The organism is Pseudomonas sp. SA233, from assembly GCF_054792385.1.
This window is the reverse complement of the sequence record NZ_CP096449.1, coordinates 993,823-1,013,265: the sequence shown is the minus strand read 5'-3', so window position 1 is coordinate 1,013,265 and position 19,443 is coordinate 993,823. Positions and strand designations below refer to the sequence as shown.

Annotated in this window: 15 protein-coding genes; 3 read left to right on the top strand and 12 right to left on the bottom strand. The window is 63.3% G+C overall.

Features of this window, described 5'->3' with window-relative positions; all coding sequences use genetic code 11:
• Positions 1-274 precede the first annotated feature (274 nt).
• Positions 275-1,438 (top strand): type III PLP-dependent enzyme, encoded by a 1,164-nt coding sequence (locus M1D87_RS04715; protein WP_015269027.1) that lies wholly within the window; start codon positions 275-277, stop codon positions 1,436-1,438.
• Positions 1,439-1,612: 174 nt separating this feature from the next.
• On the opposite strand, the gene M1D87_RS04710 is transcribed toward M1D87_RS04715, so the two are convergent.
• Positions 1,613-2,362, bottom strand: a complete 750-nt coding sequence (locus tag M1D87_RS04710; RefSeq protein WP_123085214.1) for a tetratricopeptide repeat protein — start codon at positions 2,360-2,362, stop codon at positions 1,613-1,615.
• 3 nt (positions 2,363-2,365) lie between these two features.
• Complete coding sequence (locus tag M1D87_RS04705; RefSeq protein WP_039613847.1) at positions 2,366-3,046, bottom strand: Fe2+-dependent dioxygenase; 681 nt, start codon at positions 3,044-3,046, stop codon at positions 2,366-2,368.
• A gap of 221 nt (positions 3,047-3,267) precedes the next feature.
• Between M1D87_RS04705 and M1D87_RS04700 the strand changes: the two genes are divergently transcribed.
• Both M1D87_RS04700 and M1D87_RS04695 read left to right on the top strand, forming a co-directional pair.
• Positions 3,268-5,550, top strand: coding sequence for a TonB-dependent receptor (locus M1D87_RS04700; protein WP_421091779.1), 2,283 nt, complete (start codon positions 3,268-3,270; stop codon positions 5,548-5,550).
• Positions 5,551-5,812: 262 nt separating this feature from the next.
• Positions 5,813-8,368 carry a PepSY domain-containing protein gene (locus tag M1D87_RS04695; RefSeq protein WP_123085213.1) on the top strand — a complete coding sequence of 852 codons (2,556 nt, stop codon included), beginning with the start codon at positions 5,813-5,815 and terminating at the stop codon, positions 8,366-8,368.
• Between the two features lie 129 nt (positions 8,369-8,497).
• On the opposite strand, the gene M1D87_RS04690 is transcribed toward M1D87_RS04695, so the two are convergent.
• The 10 genes from M1D87_RS04690 to rlmN form a co-directional block, all read right to left on the bottom strand.
• A complete protein-coding gene (locus M1D87_RS04690) occupies positions 8,498-9,289 on the bottom strand; it encodes an amidohydrolase (protein ID WP_024086306.1) in 792 nt (263 codons plus the stop codon).
• Complete coding sequence (locus M1D87_RS04685; protein ID WP_123085212.1) at positions 9,277-10,425, bottom strand: pyridoxal phosphate-dependent aminotransferase; 1,149 nt, start codon at positions 10,423-10,425, stop codon at positions 9,277-9,279. Before M1D87_RS04685 ends, M1D87_RS04690 begins: the two co-directional genes overlap by 13 nt.
• 210 nt (positions 10,426-10,635) lie before the next feature.
• On the bottom strand, positions 10,636-12,099 hold the full coding sequence (der, locus tag M1D87_RS04680; protein WP_123085211.1) for a ribosome biogenesis GTPase Der: 1,464 nt from the start codon (positions 12,097-12,099) through the stop codon (positions 10,636-10,638).
• A gap of 117 nt (positions 12,100-12,216) precedes the next feature.
• Entirely contained in the window at positions 12,217-13,359 is a 1,143-nt protein-coding gene (gene bamB / locus M1D87_RS04675; protein WP_013971028.1) for an outer membrane protein assembly factor BamB, read from the bottom strand.
• Positions 13,360-13,998, bottom strand: a complete 639-nt coding sequence (locus M1D87_RS04670; protein WP_013971027.1) for a tetratricopeptide repeat protein — start codon at positions 13,996-13,998, stop codon at positions 13,360-13,362. It lies immediately after the preceding gene.
• 39 nt (positions 13,999-14,037) lie between these two features.
• A complete protein-coding gene (gene hisS / locus M1D87_RS04665) occupies positions 14,038-15,327 on the bottom strand; it encodes a histidine--tRNA ligase (protein WP_123085210.1) in 1,290 nt (429 codons plus the stop codon).
• 25 nt (positions 15,328-15,352) lie between these two features.
• Positions 15,353-16,462 carry a flavodoxin-dependent (E)-4-hydroxy-3-methylbut-2-enyl-diphosphate synthase gene (gene ispG / locus M1D87_RS04660; protein ID WP_038408727.1) on the bottom strand — a complete coding sequence of 370 codons (1,110 nt, stop codon included), beginning with the start codon at positions 16,460-16,462 and terminating at the stop codon, positions 15,353-15,355.
• A 2-nt stretch (positions 16,463-16,464) separates the two neighbouring features.
• Positions 16,465-17,505, bottom strand: a complete 1,041-nt coding sequence (locus M1D87_RS04655; protein ID WP_123085209.1) for a RodZ domain-containing protein — start codon at positions 17,503-17,505, stop codon at positions 16,465-16,467.
• Complete coding sequence (pilW, locus tag M1D87_RS04650; RefSeq protein WP_421091778.1) at positions 17,502-18,263, bottom strand: type IV pilus biogenesis/stability protein PilW; 762 nt, start codon at positions 18,261-18,263, stop codon at positions 17,502-17,504. The genes M1D87_RS04655 and pilW overlap by 4 nt, the downstream gene beginning before the upstream one ends.
• A 14-nt stretch (positions 18,264-18,277) precedes the next feature.
• A complete protein-coding gene (gene rlmN / locus M1D87_RS04645; RefSeq protein ID WP_013971022.1) occupies positions 18,278-19,423 on the bottom strand; it encodes a dual-specificity RNA methyltransferase RlmN in 1,146 nt (381 codons plus the stop codon).
• Positions 19,424-19,443 lie beyond the last annotated feature (20 nt).

Here is a 19,443-nt window from a genome sequence, read left to right as displayed (position 1 = left end):
TCCATTCCACTATTTTTTACGCTTGAAACACTCCGGGGAACATCAGCCGGTCACATGGGTCGGTTATTCAAATGGCAGGTCGTCGATCCGCGTCGATCACGCCCGGATTGCCTGTTGATTCTGCATTCTTCACGCCCTAAAGTGCGCGCCGAACGTCCATGCTGGAAACGATCCATCCGGCTCAAGTACTGAGTAGGCGAACCAAAGTGGGGATACGGAGGACGTTCAGTTTGCAGCCACTTAAATTTTCAGTTTGCCCATGGAGTCCCTGAGCATGTCGATCCAGGTCGAAGACTATTTCGCGCGTGACACCTTCCAGAAAATGAAGGCGTTTGCCGACAAGCAGGAAACCCCGTTCGTACTCATCGATACCCAGATGATCAGCCAGGCCTACGACGACCTGCGCGCTGGTTTCGAATTCGCCAAGGTGTACTACGCGGTCAAGGCCAACCCGGCCGTGGAAATCATCGACCTGCTCAAAGAGAAAGGCTCGAGCTTCGACATCGCCTCGATCTACGAGCTGGACAAGGTGCTGGGGCGCGGCGTCAGCGCCGACCGTATCAGCTACGGCAACACCATCAAGAAGTCCAAGGACATCCGCTACTTCTACGAGAAGGGCGTGCGCCTGTATGCCACCGACTCGGAAGCCGACCTGCGCAACATCGCCAAGGCCGCACCGGGTTCGAAGGTGTACGTGCGTATCCTCACCGAAGGCTCGACCACTGCCGACTGGCCGCTGTCGCGTAAATTCGGCTGCCAGACCGACATGGCCATGGACCTGCTGATTCTCGCCCGCGACCTGGGCCTGGTGCCTTACGGCATTTCCTTCCATGTCGGCTCGCAACAGCGCGACATCAGCGTGTGGGACGCCGCCATCGCCAAGGTCAAGGTGATCTTCGAGCGCCTGAAGGAAGAAGACGGCATAGAGCTGAAGCTGATCAACATGGGTGGCGGCTTCCCGGCCAACTACATCACCCGGACCAACAGCCTGGAAACCTACGCCGAAGAGATCATCCGCTTCCTGAAGGAAGACTTCGGTGACGATCTGCCGGAAATCATCCTCGAGCCGGGCCGTTCGCTGATTGCCAACGCCGGTATCCTGGTCAGCGAAGTGGTACTGGTTGCACGCAAGTCGCGCACTGCCGTCGAGCGCTGGATCTACACCGACGTGGGCAAGTTCTCCGGCCTGATCGAAACCATGGACGAGTCCATCAAGTTCCCGATCTGGACCGAGAAGAAAGGCGAGACCGAAGAAGTGGTCATCGCCGGCCCGACCTGCGACAGCGCCGACATCATGTACGAGCACTACAAGTACGGCTTGCCGCTGAACCTGGCCATCGGTGACCGCCTGTACTGGCTGTCGACCGGTGCCTACACCACCAGCTACAGCGCAGTGGAATTCAATGGCTTCCCGCCGCTGAAGGCTTACTACCTGTAACGCAAAACGGGGCCGAAAGGCCCCGTTTTCATTTGTGCTTTCCGCCCTCAGGCCTGTGCAACTCCCTGTAGGAGCAGCCTTGTGCTGCGAAGAGGCCATAACTGCCAAAGGCCCTCTTTTGTCATGCCGGCCTCTTCGCAGCACAAGGCTGCTCCTACAGGCCTTGAGGGAGCCTCAAGCTTCGCGCCGTTCGATCTCCTCGGCATACCGCGCCGCAAAGGCCATCAACACCGGCCCGGCCCCCTGCAAGGTCACCAGCGCACTGCGCAGAAAATTCATGTTCCCCTCGACCCGCGCCCGCTCCAGCCAGGGCCCGGCTTCCGCCGCCTGTCCCCGCTCGACAAGCACCAGCGCCAGGCTGAACATGCCACGAAAGTCCCCCGCCTCGGCCGAGCGCCGATACCAGCGCACCGCCCGTGTCGGATTGGGCGCCGTGGCGATGCCTTGTTCCAGGTAACGCCCGTACAGGTTCATCGACTTGGCATGCCCCATGTGCGCGGCCTTCTCGTAGCACATCAGCGCCTGTGCCTGGTTGGCCGGTATGCCGCGCCCGGTGGCCAGCAAGTTGCCCAGGTTGTACAGCCCCCAGTCCAGCCCGGCATCGGCCGCACGCGCATAGTGAATGGCCGCCTGCGCCTGGCTTGGCTCACCGCCCCAGCCATGCTCCAGGCAACGCCCCAGCATGTTGTGCGCCATGGCACTGCCGCCCTGCGCGGCCATACCGAACCAGCGCCTGGCGACGGCGGCATCCGCCTGAATGCCGCGCCCGTCGAGCAGGATCTGCCCCAGCAACAACTGTGCCTCGACCGCGCCCTGCCCTGCCGCCGCCAGGATCGCCTGGGCGGCCTTGCCAGGGCTTTCTTCCAGCATGGCCTGCAAACCGGCCACATCCACCACTTCCTCATGTCGCAACTGATAGGACACGGCTCAGACCTCGGCCCAGCGGCGCAGCAGGTTGTGGTAGGTGCCGGTCAACTGCAGCAGTGACGGATGGTCCGGCACATCGGCAGTCAGTTGCTGGATGGCATTGTCCATTTCGAAGAGCAACGCCCGCTGGCTGTCCTCGCGCACCAGGCTCTGGGTCCAGAAGAACGCGGCGTAACGCTGGCCACGGGTCACCGGGTTGACCTTGTGCAGGCTGGTGCCGGGGTACAACACCAGGTCACCGGCAGCCAGCTTGACCTGCTGCTCGCCGTAGGTGTCCTGGATCACCAGCTCGCCGCCGTCGTAGCTGTCCGGATCGCTGAGGAACAGCGTGGAAGACAGGTCGGTACGCACCCGCTCAGGGCTGCCCTTGGGCTGGCGCAGGGCGTTGTCGATGTGAAAGCCGAAACTGCCGCCTTCGCGGTAGCAGTTGATCAGCGGCGGGAATACCTTGTGCGGCAAGGCTGCAGACATGAAGCGCGGGTTCTGCCACAGGCGGTCGATCAGCGCGCTGCCGATTTCCTTGGCCAGCGGGTGGCCTTCCGGCAGTTGCAGGTTGTGCTTGGCCTTGGCCGACTGGTAGCCGGCCGTGATCTTGCCGTCGGCCCAGTCGGCCTGCTCCAGCGCCTCGCGGATACGGGCCAGTTCATCGGCGTGAAACAGGCCGGGGATGTGAAGCAGCATGGCGACAGCACCGTCGGAAAATGTAAGGCGCCAATGATATTGATTCCCTTTTGCGCTTCACAAGCCCCAATTGCCGCTTAAGACGTTTCAGCTTGATGAAACCGTAAAGGCAAATTGTAAAGATTGTAAATTCTTCACGAATGGTAACGACTCTCAATTGTGAGTCACAATTGCTTACATTAAGATCCGCGGCCTTACCACCTTGGGGAAGGTCCTTAGCAATGCGCCAGTACGTACCATCTGCAGTGAGTTCACCACGCCTGATCGTGTCTGCCATCGGCGTAGCCCTCAGCGCTTCGTCGGCCTACGCCGCCGACCCGGTCGCCAGCAGTGCTATCACCCTCGACGCCACCAGCGTCAACGGCAAGGCTGAACAGGCCAGCACCGATTACAAGGTCGACCAGGCGTCCTCGCAGAAGTACACCGCGCCGCTGGTGGATACCCCGCGCTCGGTAACCGTGATCCCGCAGCAAGTGATCAAGGACACCAACGCCCTGACCCTGCAGGATGCACTGCGCACTGTGCCGGGCATCACCTTTGGTGCCGGCGAAGGCGGCAACCCACAAGGCGACCGCCCGTTCATCCGCGGCTTCGACGCCCAAGGTGACACCTACCTGGACGGCGTGCGTGACACTGGCGCTCAAACCCGCGAAATCTTTGCCATCGAATCGGTGGAAGTGGCCAAGGGCCCGAACTCGGCCATCGGCGGCCGTGGTGCCGCCGGCGGCACCATCAACCTGGTGAGCAAACGTGCACACATGGGCAACTCGCTCGACGGCGCCTGGACCTGGGGCAGCGACCAGACCCAGCGCTACACCTTCGATGGTAACTACCAGTTCAGCGATACCGCTGCCGGCCGCTTGAACCTGATGACCCACGAAAGCAACGTCGCCGGCCGCGACAAGGTCAACTACGACCGTTGGGGTATCGCCCCATCGCTGGCCTTCGGCCTGGGTACTCCGACCCGCGTGAACCTCGACTACTACCATCTGGAAAGCGACGACCTGCCGGATTCGGGCATTCCGTACACCATCCCGACCGGCGGCAACACCGCACGCACCTCGGCGCACCCGAGCAAGCCGACTGACGGCGGCGACAGCGACAACTTCTATGGCCTGACCGGCCGCGATTTCCGCAAGACCCGCGTTGACATCGCAACCATTGGCATCGAGCACGACCTCACGGACTCGCTGACCATCAAAAACACCCTGCGTCACGGCAACAGCATGCAGGACTATATCCTGACCCAGCCTGACGACAGTGTTGGCAACGTCAACAACAACGGGGTCTGGCGTCGCGCCAACACCCGTGTTGGCAACACCGCCACCACAACCAACCAGACCGACCTGTTCGGTGAGTTCTTCGTCGGCGGCTTCAAGAACAATTTCTCCACCGGTATCGAGTTCACCAAGGAAGAGTCCGACCGCCAGAGTTACACAGTCACGCCAAACAGCAAACTCAGCTGCACTGGGCCTGGCAACGGCGGTAGCTGCACCTCGCTGAGCGACCCGAACCCGGATGACGCTTGGGACGGCACGGTCTCGCGCAACTACGCCGGTACCAAAACCAGCGGCAAGACACGTGCGATCTATGCTTTCGATACACTGGAGCTCACGCCCCAGTGGCTGCTGAACATGGGCCTGCGTTACGACCATTTCGATACCAAGTTCCGTACCTACGACGCCAGCGGCGCAACCGTCGTGAACAAGAACGGCGTACCTACCAAGGGTCGCGACAAGAGTGAATTCTTCACAGGCCAGTTGGGTCTGGTCTGGAAGCCTGCCGAGAACGGCAGCATCTATGTTTCCTACGCCACGTCCGCGACCCCGCCAGGCGCCATGCTCGGTGAAGGTACCGAAACCAACACTCTGCCAGGCACCACTGACCGCAGCGGCAATATCTTGGGCAGTGACCTGGAGCCGGAAGAAACCACCAACTACGAAGTAGGTACCAAGTGGGACTTGCTGGACGAACGCCTGTCGCTGGCAGCAGCGATCTTCCGCACAGAGAAGGAAAACGCCCGCGTTCAGGTGGAAACCACCACCTACGAGAACGTCGGCGAAACTCGTGTACAGGGCATCGAGCTGTCGGCCAGTGGCAAACTCACCGACAAGTGGCAGGTATTCGCTGGCTACACCTACCTCCAGGCGCGTCAGATCGACGGAGGCCCGCTGAACAAGGCTAACGACGGCAACCAGCTGCCAAACACGCCGAACAACAGCGCCAGCCTGTGGACCACCTACTCCATTACGCCGAAGCTGACCATCGGTGGCGGTGCGTTCTACGTCGATGACGTGTATGGCAACGTAGCCAACACCACAATGGTGGACAGCTACGTGCGCTACGACGCCATGGCCGCCTACAAGCTGACCAAGAACGTCGACCTGCAGCTGAACGTGCAGAACCTGACCAACGAGGTGTACTACGACAAGGCCTTCTCTACCCACTTCGCCAACCAGGCGGCGGGGCGGACGGCTCTGTTGACCACCAGCGTCCACTTCTGATGCCGGGATCGGGTTGATCTGTTGAATGGGCTGCGCCTGTGCCGGCCCTTTCGCGGGTGAACCCGCTCCCACAGAAATATCACTGGACCTGAGGTCAGTGCAGTACCTGTGGGAGCGGGCTCACCCGCGAAGAGGCCGGTACAGACAACACAAGCCTGACTGACTAGCCCATCCTGCCCCGTTCATTCCCGTGAGCGGGGCTTTTGCGTATCAAGGCATAATGCACGCCGCGCAGTGTGCGGCAGAAACACAAGGTGATCATGTGGTGAAGAAGACGCTGTTCCAATTGCACTGGTTCTTTGGCATCACCGCTGGCCTGGTGCTGGCCTTGATGGGTATCACCGGGGCCTTGTACTCGTTTCAGGAAGAACTGCTGCGCGCGCTGAATGCCGATGTCCTGAAGGTCCAGGTGCGCCCGGAGGGCGTACTGCCCCCGGCCGAACTGGTCCAGCGGGTCGAGGCCCAGCAGCACGACAAGGTGGCGATGCTGTGGGTCGATGTACGCGAAGGCAACGCCGCACGCGTCTTCTTTACCCCACCGCCAGGCGAGCGCCGTGGCCAGCTGCGCTATGCCGACCCGTACACCGGCGAACTCAAGGGAGAAGTGGCCGGGCAAGGCTTCTTCAACCTCATGCTCAACCTGCACCGCTTCCTGGCCATGGGCGACAGCGGCCGGCAGATCACCGGTGCCTGCACCCTGATGCTGGTGTTCTTCTGCCTCTCCGGCCTGTACCTGCGCTGGCCGCGCAAGGCGCTGGACTGGCGCACCTGGCTGACCTTCGACTGGGCCAAGAAAGGCCGCGCCTTCCACTGGGACCTGCACGCGGTGGCTGGCACCTGGTGCCTGCTGTTCTACCTGCTGTTCGCCCTGACCGGGCTGTTCTGGTCCTACGAGTGGTACCGCGACGGCCTGAACAAGCTGCTGGCCGACACGCCGGCCGCCGGCCAGCAGCAAAAGCGCGGCGAAGGCCGGGGCCGCCACGGGCCGCAGAAAATCGACAAGAACGCCCCGCCGCTGGTGGTCGACTACGACGCAATCTGGGCCAATCTCAAGGACGCTGCCGGCCCGGGCCTGGCCATGTACAACCTGCGCCTGCCGCCGGTAGGCGGCCAGCCGGCCAACCTGTTCTACCTGCTGGATAACGCCGACCACCCACGTGCCTTCAACACCCTGGTACTGGACCCGGCCAGCGGCCAGGTGAAAAGACATGACCGCTACACCGACAAGTCCTTCAAGGCCCAGCTGCTGCAGAGCGTCTACGCCCTGCACGTGGGCGAATACTTCGGCCTGCCGGGGCGCATCATCGTCACCATCGCCAGCCTGACCATGCCGCTGTTCTTCGTCACCGGCTGGCTGCTGTACCTCGACCGCCGTCGCAAGAAGCGCCAGGTACGTGCCGCCCGTGGCAACGTCACCAGCAACACTGCCAGCGGCGATAGCTGGCTGATCGGCTTTGCCAGCCAGAGCGGGCTTGCCGAACAACTGGCCTGGCAGAGCGCCGGGCAGCTTCAGGCCGCCGGCCTGCCAGTGCAGGTACGCGCCCTGGCAGAACTGGGTGAAAGCGACCTGCGCCAGGCCCGCCGTGCGCTGTTCGTGGTCAGCACCTTCGGCGACGGCGAAGCCCCCGACAGCGCTCGCGCCTTCGAGCGCAAGGTGCTAGGCCAGCCTTGGCCGCTCGACAACCTCAGCTACGCCCTGCTCGCCCTCGGTGACCGCCAGTATCCGCACTTTTGCGGCTTCGCCCGCCGCCTGCAGGCATGGCTGGGTGAACGCGGTGCCAGCAGTGCGTTCAGCCCGGTGGAAGTGGACAACGCCGACCAGGCCGCGCTGCAGCAGTGGCAGCAGGAACTGGCGCAACTGACCGGCGCCCAGCCAGTGGCCGCCTGGCAGCCGCCGAGTTTCGGCAACTGGTCGCTGGTGCGCCGCGAACTGCTCAACCCGGGCAGCCAGGGCCAGCCGGTGTACCTGCTGGGCCTGCGACCGGAGCAGCCCGCCAGCTGGGAAGCCGGCGACCTGGTGGAGATCCTGCCGCTCAACGGCCAGCCGAGGATCGACGCCTTCCTCGATGGCATGGCGCTGGACGGCGGGGCCAAGGTGCAAGTGAATGGCTTGGCCGAAACCCTCGCCCAGGCCCTGTCCGGTCGCCAGTTGCCGACCCGTCGCGATCACTTGGTCGGTTTGCAGCCGCAGGCGCTGGTCGACGCACTGGTGCCGATCGGCAGCCGCGAATACTCGATTGCCTCGATCGCCAGCGATGGTGTGCTGGAGCTGATAGTGCGCCAGGAACGCCATGCCGATGGCAACCTGGGCCTGGGTTCCGGCTGGCTGACCGAGTACCTACCGCTTGGGGGTATGTTGAGCCTGCGTTTGCGACGCAACAGCAGCTTCCACCTGCCGGAAACGGCTGCACCGCTGGTATTGATCGGCAATGGCACCGGCCTGGCCGGCCTGCGCAGCCTGCTCCGCGCGCGGGTGAATGCTGGCGAGCAGCGCAACTGGCTGCTGTTCGGCGAACGTAACCGGGCGCATGACCTGCTGTGCGGCAACGAGCTGCAAGGCTGGCTGGACAACGGCGACCTGGCACGCCTGGACCTGGCATTTTCGCGGGATCAGGCCGACAAGGTGTATGTGCAGGATGTGTTGCTGCAGCAGGCTGAAACGCTCAAGCGCTGGGTCGCGGATGGTGCCTGTGTGTATGTCTGCGGCAGCCTGCAAGGCATGGCTGCCGGGGTGGATGCAGCGCTCAACGGCATCCTCGGGGAAGCGGTTGTGCAACAGCTGATCGAGGATGGGCGGTATCGGCGGGATGTGTACTGATCGGAAACTGATGTAACCAGCACAGGCCTCTTCGCGGGTAAACCCGCTCCTACAGGTACTGCACAGAATTCAAACACTGTGGGGGACCTGTGGGAGCGGGTTTACCCGCGAAGAGGCCGGTACAAGCTGTCAGTGAAGCTCGAAGGTATCGGCATCCAGGTTGGCCGGGAACTTGGTCCGGTAGGCCGCCAGCTCTGCCGCGCTCAACACAGCGGTGAAAACACCGTCGGCCTCGCCGGCACTGAGCAGGCTCTCGCCCTGGAAATCCAGCACCTGGCTGTCGCCGGAATAGGCAAAGCCCTTGCCGTCGGTGCCCACCCGGTTCACCGCCGCCACATAGCACAGGTTCTCGATACCCCGCGCCGGCAACAGGCGGTTCCAGTGCTGGCGGCGCGCAGCCGGCCAGTTGGCGGTGTACAGCAACAGGTCGGTGTCCTGGGCATCGCGGCTCCACACCGGGAAGCGCAGGTCGTAGCAGATCAGCGGGCGAATCCGCCAGCCCTTGAGCTCGAACTGCACCTGGCGCTCACCCGGGGTGTAATGCTTGTGCTCACCGGCCATGCGGAACAGGTGACGCTTGTCGTAGTGCAGGATCTCGCCATCCGGTCGGGCCCACAGCAGACGGTTGCGGTGGCTGCCATCGGCGGCCTGGATGATCACGCTGCCGGTAATCACCGTGTTGTACTTCTTCGCCTGGGCCTTCAGCCATTTGTAGGTCGGGCCGTTTTCCGGCTCGCACAGGCTTTCCGATTGCATGGAAAAACCGGTAGTGAACATTTCCGGCAGGATCACCAGGTCCACTTCGCCCACCTGCTCCAGCAGCTCTTCGAAGTGCGCATAGTTGGCCTCACGGTCGTGCCAGGCCAGGGTGGTCTGCACCAGGGCGACTTTCAGATTCGGCAGTGTACTCAGATCGCGCATAGTTTTTCCGCTGCCTGACGCAGCGTCTCCTCTCGTTTGGCAAAGCACAGGCGGACCAGGCGTTGCTCGGGGATGGGTTGCTGGTAGAACACCGACACCGGGATGGTCGCCACGCCGTGCTCACGGGTCAGCCACAGCGACATGTCGACATCGTTCAGGTCCGGGCGGATCTGCGAATAGTCCACCAGCTGGAAATAGGTGCCCGCCGTGCGGGTGAAGCGGAACCGCGAGCCCTCCAGCAAACCGCAGAACAAGTCTCGCTTGGCCTGGTAGAAGGCCGGCAGTTCATCGATATGCTCGGGGTGCTCGGCCATGAAATCGGCCAGGGCGCACTGCAGCGGGGTCACCCCGCAGAAGTTGACGTACTGGTGCACCTTGCGCAGCTCGGCACTCAGCGCCGGCGGGGCGACCACGTAGCCGGTCTTCCAGCCGGTGACGTGATAAGTCTTGCCGAACGAGCTGACCACGAAGGCGCGCTGGTACAGTTGCTCGTGGGCCAACACGCTGGCATGGCGTACACCGTCATAGACCAGGTGCTCGTAGACCTCGTCGCTGACCAGGTAGATATCGCGGTCAGCGATAAGCCGGGCCAGTTGGTCCAGGTCTTCTTGGGTAATCAGCGCACCGCTGGGGTTGTGCGGTGAATTGAGAATGACCATGCGCGTGCGCGGGCTGAGGGCATCGCTGAACTTCTGCCAGTCGATGCGAAAATCGCCATCGCTCAGCTGTACATGCACGCAGCGCCCACCAGCCAGTTCCACGGACGGCTCGTAGCTGTCGTAGCAAGGGTCGAAGACGATTACCTCGTCACCGGCATGCACCACAGCCTGGATGGCGCAGAAGATCGCCTCGGTGGCGCCAGGGGTGATGGTCACTTCCTGGTCGGCATCCACCTGCGCGCCATACAGCCGCGCGACCTTGGCCGCCACCTGCTGGCGCAGGGCCGGCAGGCCGGTCATCGGCGAATACTGGTTATGCCCGGCGGCCACATGCCGGCCGACTGCATCGAGCAGCGCCTGCGGGCCATTGAAGTCGGGGAAGCCTTGCGACAGGTTGAGCGCGCCCGTCTGCATGGCGAGCTGGGACATGGTGGTGAAGATGGTCGTGCCGACATTCGGCAGTTTGCTGCGGATCATGGAGCCCTCTTTCCTGGGGTGTATCCGGCACGGGGTGGAGTCCGAGCATAGCGGATCGAGCGGTCAGGAAAAAGGTTGAAACAATAGGGGGATTTGCGCTGGATCAAAGGGCCTCTTCGCGGGTAAACCCGCTCCCACAGGTCCTGCACAGATTTCGAAAACTGTGGGTCCTGTAGGAGCGGGTTTACCCGCGAAGAAGTCGACGCGGAATCAGCGCTTGTCGCGGCGCTTCTTCTCGGCCTTCTTGTGGTGCGACATCAGGCGGCGCTTCTTGTTGACCTGGCGGTCGGTGAGGGTGTTCTTCTTGCCCTCGTACGGGTTCTCACCGCCCTTGTACTCGATGCGGATCGGCGTACCGACCAGCTTCAGCACGCGGCGGTAGGTGTTCTCCAGGTAACGCGAGTACGACTTCGGAATCTTGTCGGTCTGGTTGCCGTGGATCACGATCAGCGGCGGGTTGGCACCACCAAGGTGGGCATAGCGCAGCTTGATGCGGCGGCCGTTGACCAGCGGCGGCTGGTGCTCGCTCACGGCATCTTCGAGGATCTGCGTCAGGCGGCTGGTCGGCCAACGGGTTACCGCCGACTTGAACGCGGCCTGCACCGACTTGTACAGGTGGCCCACGCCGGTGCCGTGCAGGGCGGAGATGAAGTGGATGTCGGCGAAATCTACGAAGAACAGCCGGCGCTCCAGCTCGGTCTTCACGTAGTCACGCTCGCCCGGCTCCATGCCGTCCCACTTGTTCAGGGCGATGACGACGGCGCGGCCAGCTTCCAGGGCGAAGCCCAGCAGGTTCAGGTCGTGATCCACCACGCCTTCGCGGGCGTCCATGACGAAAATCACCACGTTGGCGTCCTTGATCGCCTGCAGCGTCTTCACCACCGAGAACTTCTCGACTTCCTCGTGGATCTTGCCGCGCTTGCGCACGCCGGCCGTGTCGATGAAGGTGTACTTCTCGTCATCGCGCTCGAACGGGATGTAGATACTGTCGCGGGTGGTGCCCGGCTGGTCGTACACCACCACGCGCTCTTCGCCGAGCATGCGGTTGACCAGGGTCGACTTGCCGACGTTGGGGCGGCCGATGATGGCGATCTTGATGCCATCCTTCTCGCTCGGGCCCGGGATGCGCACCGCTTCCTCGCCTTCGGCGACTTCGGCGTCCAGCGCTTCCTCGACTTGGTCGCGTGGCAGGTGGCCGAGCACGGCCTCCATCAGCGCATTGATGCCGCGGCCTTGGGAGCCGGCCACCGGGATGGCGTTGCCCATACCCAGCGGCGAGAACTCGGCGCGAGCCACATCGGCGTCGATGTTGTCGATCTTGTTGGCAACCAGGATCGCTTCCTTGTTCCGCTTGCGCAGGTGTTCGGCGATCATCTGGTCGGCAGCGGTCATGCCGGCACGGGCATCGACCAGGAACAGCACATAGTCAGCTTCTTCGATGGCCATGAGCGACTGCTCGGCCATCTTCTCGTCCATGCCCACTTCGTCACCGGTGATACCGCCGGTGTCGATCAGGATGAAGGAACGACCCTGCCAGGTGGCATCACCATACTGGCGGTCACGGGTCAGGCCCGACAGGTCACCGACGATGGCATCGCGGGTCTTGGTCAGGCGGTTGAACATGGTGGATTTGCCGACGTTCGGGCGGCCCACCAGGGCGATTACGGGAACCATTCGGCTCTCCACTCTTGAATTCTTGAAAATGCAAAGGCCGCTGCAAGGCAGCGGCCGGAGTTCGGGCGGCGTGTCCTACGCCGCGGCTTGAAGCCCGCCAAGGCTTCAAGCATAGCTTCAGCGGATGGTCAGTGCCTCGAGCTTGCCGCTGTTGCCGAAGACGTAGATGGTGTCGCCGACCACAAGTGGGCGGGCGCGCAGGCCATCACTGTCGATACGCTCACGGCCGACGAAGCGGCCATCGACCTGGCTCAGCAGGTGCAGGTAACCCTCGAAGTCGCCCACCGCCACGTAGCTGGAGAACACTTCAGGCGCGGTCAGCTGGCGGCGAGCCATGGTGTCGTTGGTCCACAGGGCGCTGGACGAGCGCTCGTCGACGCTTTCGACAGTACCGGAAGCTTCGCTGACATAGACGTTACCGTAGCCCTGGGCGACACCCACGTAGCTGGAGGCATCACGCTGCCACAGCACGCGGCCGCTTTCCAGGTCCAGGCCCGCGACGCGGCCCTGGTAGGTGCTGACGTACAGGGTACCACCCGACAGCAGCAAGCCGCCGTCGATATCGACCACGCGGTCCAGCTCGGAACGACCCTGCGGGATTGCCACACGGCTTTCCCACACCGGCACGCCGTTGTTGATGTCCACCGCCACCACCTTGCCGGTGGACAGGCCGGCGACGGCCAGGCGATTGGTGGCGATCGGTGCGCCGGTACCACGCAGGGTCAGCACGGCCGGGGTGTTTTCGTAGATCCAGCGGCGGTCGCCAGTGGCGGCATCCAGGCCGATCAGGCGATCGTCCTGGGTCTGCACCACCACCACGTCACCGTTGTTGGCAGGTGGGGCCAGTACTTCGCTGGTCACGCGGGAGCGCCAGCGCTCCTCACCGGTGCTGGAGTCCAGGGCGATGACTTCACCCTTGAGGGTACCGATCATGACCAGGCCGTAGCCCACGCCGACAGCGCCGGAAACCGGCAGCTCGAGGTCCTTCTTCCACACCACGTCGCCGGTGATGCGGTCGAGGGCGAAGACTTCGCCGTTGACGTCGGAGGCGTAGATACGGTCGTTCTCGATGGCAGGTACGAGGGTATTGTAGGTCTCGCCCTGGCCGTCACCGATCGAACGGCTCCACTGCTTTTTCAGCACCACTTCCTCGGTGAACTTGGTCAGCTCGGCCGGAGGCAGTTCCTTCTTGCTGTTGCTGCTGCAACCCGCGGCCAGTACGGCCAGGGTCAGCACTGCTGCATGTTTCCAACCGATCACTTACGCGTCCCCTTTGGCCAAGTCATCCAGCTTCAATTGCAGGCCACCGACCGCCGCCTCATCGGACAACGCAGCCTTGGCTTTCTCGTAAGCGCTGTGCGCGTCGTCGGCGCGACCCAGTTGCACCAGCAGGTCGCCTTTCAACTCTTCGCGGCTGGCCAGGAAGGCTTTGTCGGCGTCGCCGTCGAGCAGCTTGAGGGCATCCTCGGCCTTGTTCTGGGCGGCCAGCACACGAGCCAGGCGCTGACGCGAAATCTCGCCCAGAGTGGCATCGGCCGGCTTGTCCAGCACGCTCTTCAACTCGGCAGCAGCGTCGTCGAGCTTGCCGCTCTCGACCGCGACCTTGGCCACGAACAGGCTGCCGTACTGGGCGTAGGCGGTACCACCGAACTCGCTCTTGAGCTTGCCGGCCAGTTCCGCGACCTTGGTCGCGTCAGGCTGGCCAGTCGGCGTCAGGCTGGTCTCCAGCAAGGCCTGGTACAGCTGCGAGGCACCTTGCGACTGATTGTTCTGGTACTTGTGCCAGGTATTCCAGCCCAACACCACCACGCCAGCCAGCAGGGCACCGGTCAGCAGCGGCTTGCCGTTGCGGTTCCACCAGTCCTTGACCCCTGCCAGTTCATCATCGGTACTCGACACCCCAATACTCCTTTTCGCCTATTCGCTTGTTGAACCGCGTTACGCCTGCGCGATCGCGGTTTCCAGGTGCTCAGCCAGAGCATCCCAGGCAATGTTCTGTTGTTCGCCCTGACCACGCAGGGGCTTGAAGCCGATCTCTTGCTTGGCCAGTTCGTCGTCACCGAGGATCAGGGCGAACAGCGCGCCACTCTTGTCGGCTTTCTTGAACTGGCTCTTGAAGCTGCCACCGCCGGCGTTGACTGCCAGGCGCAGGCCCGGCAAGCGGTCACGCAGGCTTTCGGACAGGCGCAGGCCGGCCAGCTCCGCCTGTTCGCCAAAGGCGCACAGGTAGACGTCGATCTGGCGGCTGATGGACTCGGGCACCTTGCCCAGGGTTTCCAGCAGCAGGATCAGGCGCTCGATGCCCATGGCGAAACCGACGCCCGGGGTCGGCTTGCCGCCCATCTGTTCGACCAGGCCGTCATAACGGCCGCCGGCGCAGACAGTGCCCTGGGCGCCGAGCTTGTCGGTGACCCACTCGAACACGGTCTTGCTGTAGTAGTCCAGGCCACGCACCAGCTTGGTGTTGATCACGAACGGGATGCCGGCAGCGTCCAGGCGGGCCTTGAGGCCCTCGAAGTGCACGCGCGACTCTTCGTCCAGGTAGTCTTCCAGCTTCGGCGCGCCGACCAGCACCGCCTGGGTGTTCTGGTCCTTGCTGTCGAGAATGCGCAGCGGGTTGCTCTTCAGGCGGCGCTGGCTGTCTTCGTCCAGTTGCTCCAGGCGCGCCGAGAGGAACTCGACCAGCGCATCACGGTAGCGTGCACGGGCTTCGCTGGTGCCCAGGCTGTTGAGCTCCAGCTTGACCGCGTCCTGGATGCCCAGCAGGCCCCACAGGCGCCAGGTCAGCATGATCAGCTCGGCGTCGATGTCCGGGCCATCCAGGTTGAACACTTCCACGCCAATCTGGTGGAACTGGCGGTAACGGCCCTTCTGCGGGCGCTCGTGGCGGAACATCTGGCCGATGTACCACAGTTTCTGCACCTGGCCGTTGCCGGTGATTCCATGCTCGAGCACGGCACGCACGCAGGCGGCGGTGCCTTCGGGGCGCAGGGTCAGCGAATCGCCGTTGCGGTCCTCGAAGGTGTACATCTCTTTTTCGACGATGTCGGTCACTTCACCGATGGAGCGCTTGAAAAGCTCGGTGAACTCGACGATCGGCGTGCGGATCTGGCTGTACCCGTAGGTGTCCAGCAGGCCGGCCACGGTGCCTTCGAAGTAGCGCCACAGCGGCGACTGTTCTGGCAGGATGTCGTTCATGCCACGGATGGCTTGCAGCGATTTGCTCACGAAAAGTCCTTACGAATTCTGTGTGTCAGCCACGGACGATCAGCGCCGCGTCGGCTTCGGCCTTTTCGGCCGCTTTCTGGCGGATGAGCTTTTCCAGTTCATCGACCAGGTTGTCGTTGGTCAGCTTCTGCGCCGGCTTGCCGTCGATGTAGACCAGGTTCGGCGTGCCGCCGGTCAGCCCAACATGGGACTCCTTGGCTTCGCCCGGGCCGTTGACCACGCAACCGATCACCGCCACGTCCAGCGGCACCAGCAGGTCTTCCAGGCGCCCTTCCAGCTCGTTCATGGTCTTGACCACATCGAAGTTCTGCCGCGAGCAGCTCGGGCAGGCGATGAAGTTGATACCACGCGAACGCAGGTGCAGCGACTTGAGGATGTCGTAGCCGACTTTCACTTCTTCGACCGGGTCGGCCGCCAGCGAGATACGGATGGTATCGCCAATGCCTTCGGCCAGCAGCATACCGAGGCCGACAGCGGATTTCACCGTCCCCGAACGCAGGCCACCGGCTTCGGTGATGCCCAGGTGCAGCGGCTGCACGATCTGCTTGGCCAGCAGGCGGTAGGCTTCGACGGCCATGAACACATCGGATGCCTTGACGCTGACCTTGAAGTCCTGGAAGTCCAGGCGGTCGAGGTGCTCGACATGGCGCAGGGCCGACTCGACCAGCGCCGCCGGGGTCGGTTCGCCATACTTCTTCTGCAGGTCCTTTTCCAGGGAGCCGGCGTTGACGCCGATACGGATCGGGATGCCCCGGTCGCGGGCGGCATCGACCACCGCGCGTACACGGTCTTCACGGCCGATGTTGCCCGGGTTGATGCGCAGGCAGTCGACGCCCAGTTCGGCCACGCGCAGGGCGATCTTGTAGTCGAAGTGGATGTCGGCAACCAGCGGCACGCTGACCTGCTGCTTGATGCGGCCGAACGCCTCTGCGGCGTCCATGTCCGGCACCGAAACGCGCACGATGTCCACGCCGGCATCGACCAGGCGCTGGATTTGCGCCACGGTGGCGGCCACATCGTTGGTGTCGGTGTTGGTCATGCTCTGCACCGCGATGGGGGCATCACCACCCACCGGTACATTGCCGACCCAGATTTTGCGGGATTCGCGACGTTTGATCGGAGATTCGCCGTGCATGATTACTGTCCCAACTTCAGGCGAGCGGTCTCGCCACTGGTGAACGGGGCAACATCGACGGCCTGGCCGTTGTAGCTGACCTGGGCGCCACGGGCAAAGCCCAGGCGTACCGAGAACGGCGGCTTGCCGGTCAGCTCGAGGTTGTCCCCCTTGCGCTTGATGGCGCTGAACAGCACCTTGCCGTTGCCGTCGGTAACCTGGGTCCAGCAATCGGCGACGAACTGGATGGCGACCTTGGCGCTGCCAGCCGGCACTGCGGCGGCGGCAGGCTCGGCAGCGGCCACGGCCGCTACAGGTGTAGCAGGTGCAACAGCCGCCGGGGCCGGGGCAACCGGTGCTACCGGCGCAGGCGCGGCAGCAGGTGCGCTGGCGATCGCTGGCACAGGCGCCTGCTGGGCCGGTGTCGGTACTACAGCGGTATCGGCAGGTGCCGGGCTTGCCGGTGCCGGTACGGCGGCAGGCTGCTCGGCTGCGCCCTGCTCAAGCGGCAGCGGCGCACTCTCAGGCTGCTGTCCAGCGGAAACAGCCTGGTCTTCAGGCTCATCTAGCGGGTGAATCTGGGTGGTGCCGTCGGCGCTTTCGACTTCGACGTGCTCCAGGGCAATCTTGGCCAGCTCCTTGCCACGCAGGCTGCCCTGGTCCTGCCACCAGACGAAGCCGCCGCCGACCACTGCCACCAGCAGCAGCAGGCTGACGCCACGCAGAATGTTGTGCGACAGGCGCACGGGCTCTTCGATACGGCCCAGCGAGTGCACGTCGCTGCCTTTGGCGTGGGTGCCGGTGTAACGGTCGAAGGCGTCCACCAGGGCAGCCTGGTCCAGGTCCATCAGCTTGGCATAGGCGCGGATATAACCACGGGCGAAGGTATGCCCCGGCAGCTTGTCGAAGGCGCCGGTTTCCACGTGGTTCAACGAACTGACAGTGAGGTTGAGCTTGCGGGCCACCTCGGCTTGTGACCAGTCCCGGTTCTCACGGGCCTGACGCAAAAGCTCACCGGGGTTCTGGCCAGGCGCTACTGCTACTTCGGGATGCGCGGCTTTCATCGTTGCTCCGACAGGTATTGCTGATATTCCGGCGTACCGGGATAAAGTCGTTGTAATTGCTGGCCCAGCTCGGCCAGTGTGCCTTGCTCGTCGAATACCCTGGCAAGGCGGCTGCCCAGCAGCAGGCTACGGGCATCGTGGTCGCTCAACTGGCTGAAACGATCGTAGTAGTCCCGGGCCGGCACATAATGCCTGTTTTCGTAGGACAACTCAGCCATTTCCAGCAAGGCTTTCGGCTGCCGCTGGTTGAGTTGCAGAGCTTTCAGCAGATACGCATGCGCCTGGTCGCGGCGCTCGAGCTTCAGGGCGGTCAGGCTCAGGTTCTCGTAAACGCGTGAGCGCTCAGGATACAGGGTATCGGCGCTGGCAAGGCGAAACATCTGCTCGGCCTCGGCAAATCGGCCCTGAGCATAAAGGAAACTGCCGTAATTGTTGCGAATTCGCGTGTCGCCGGTGCGTGCCTTCAGCGCCTTGCGGAAGTGCGTTTCAGCCAGCGCAGGTTCGCCTTCGGCCTGAAAGACCAGCGCCAGCGCGGCGTGCGCATCGGCATCACCACCATCCAGGGCCAGGGCCTTGCCCAGCGGCGCCTTGGCCTGCTCGGTCAAACCCTGTTGCAAATAACCCAGCCCAAGCTGCACATAGGCCCGCCCCGCCTCTGCCCTGCCCTGGCGGCTGGCCAGGGGGTCGCCCGCGCCGCCCGACACGCAGCCGGCCAGCAGCGAAAGCGCAAGGATCGACAGCGCGGCGCGCAGGCTCATGGGCAAGGTCCCGGTCAGTGGCTGGCAGGGCTGTCTTGCAGCTCGGCGTCCGCGGACAGCTGGCGCACAGCGATGTAGCGCTCGCTGCGGCGGGTGCGGTCGTTGACCTGGCCGACCAGCTGACCACAGGCCGCGTCGATGTCATCACCACGGGTGGTGCGGGTGGTGACGTTGAAGCCACCATGGTGCAACAAATCCTGGAAGCGGCGAATGGCGTTGTTGCTCGGCCGCTCGTAGCCCGAGTGCGGGAACGGGTTGAACGGGATCAGGTTGATCTTGCAGGGTACGTCGCGCAGCAGCTCGATCATTTGCGCAGCATGCTCAGGCTGGTCGTTGACGTCCTTGAGCAGGGTGTACTCGATGGTCAGCACGCGCTTGCCACCCAGGGTGGACATGTAGCCCATGCACGATTCCAGAAGCATCTTCAGCGGGTACTTCTTGTTGATCGGTACCAGCTTGTTGCGCAGTTCGTCGTTCGGCGCGTGCAGCGACAGGGCCAGCGACACGTCGATGTGCTTGGCCAGCTCGTCGATCATCGGCACCACGCCCGAGGTGGACAGGGTGACGCGACGCTTGGAAATGCCATAGCCCAGATCTTCCATCATGATCTTCATGGCGGCGATGACATTGTCGAAATTCAGCAGGGGTTCGCCCATGCCCATCATGACCACGTTGGTAATGGCGCGGTCGATCTTGGCCGGAACGGTCCCGAAGGATTTGTTGGCAAGCCACACCTGGCCGATCACTTCGGCGGCGGTGAGGTTGCTGTTGAAGCCTTGCTTGCCGGTGGAGCAGAAGCTGCAGTCCAGGGCACAGCCGGCTTGCGACGACACGCACAGGGTGCCGCGATCGTCGGTGGGGATGTAGACAGTCTCGACGCAGCTGCCGGAAGCAACGCGGACCACCCACTTGCGGGTACCGTCGGCGGAAATGTCTTCACTGACCACTTCCGGGCCCCGAATCTCGGCAACGGCCTCGAGCTTTTCGCGCAAGGCCTTGCCGACATTGGTCATGGCGGCGAAATCGTCGACGCCATAGTGGTGAATCCATTTCATGACCTGACCGGCACGAAAACGCTTCTCTCCGATCGACTCGAAGAATTTTTCCATTTCCTGCAGGGTCAGGCCCAACAGGTTGATCTTGCCAGTCATGTCACTCATGGAATCACCCAAGACCTGCT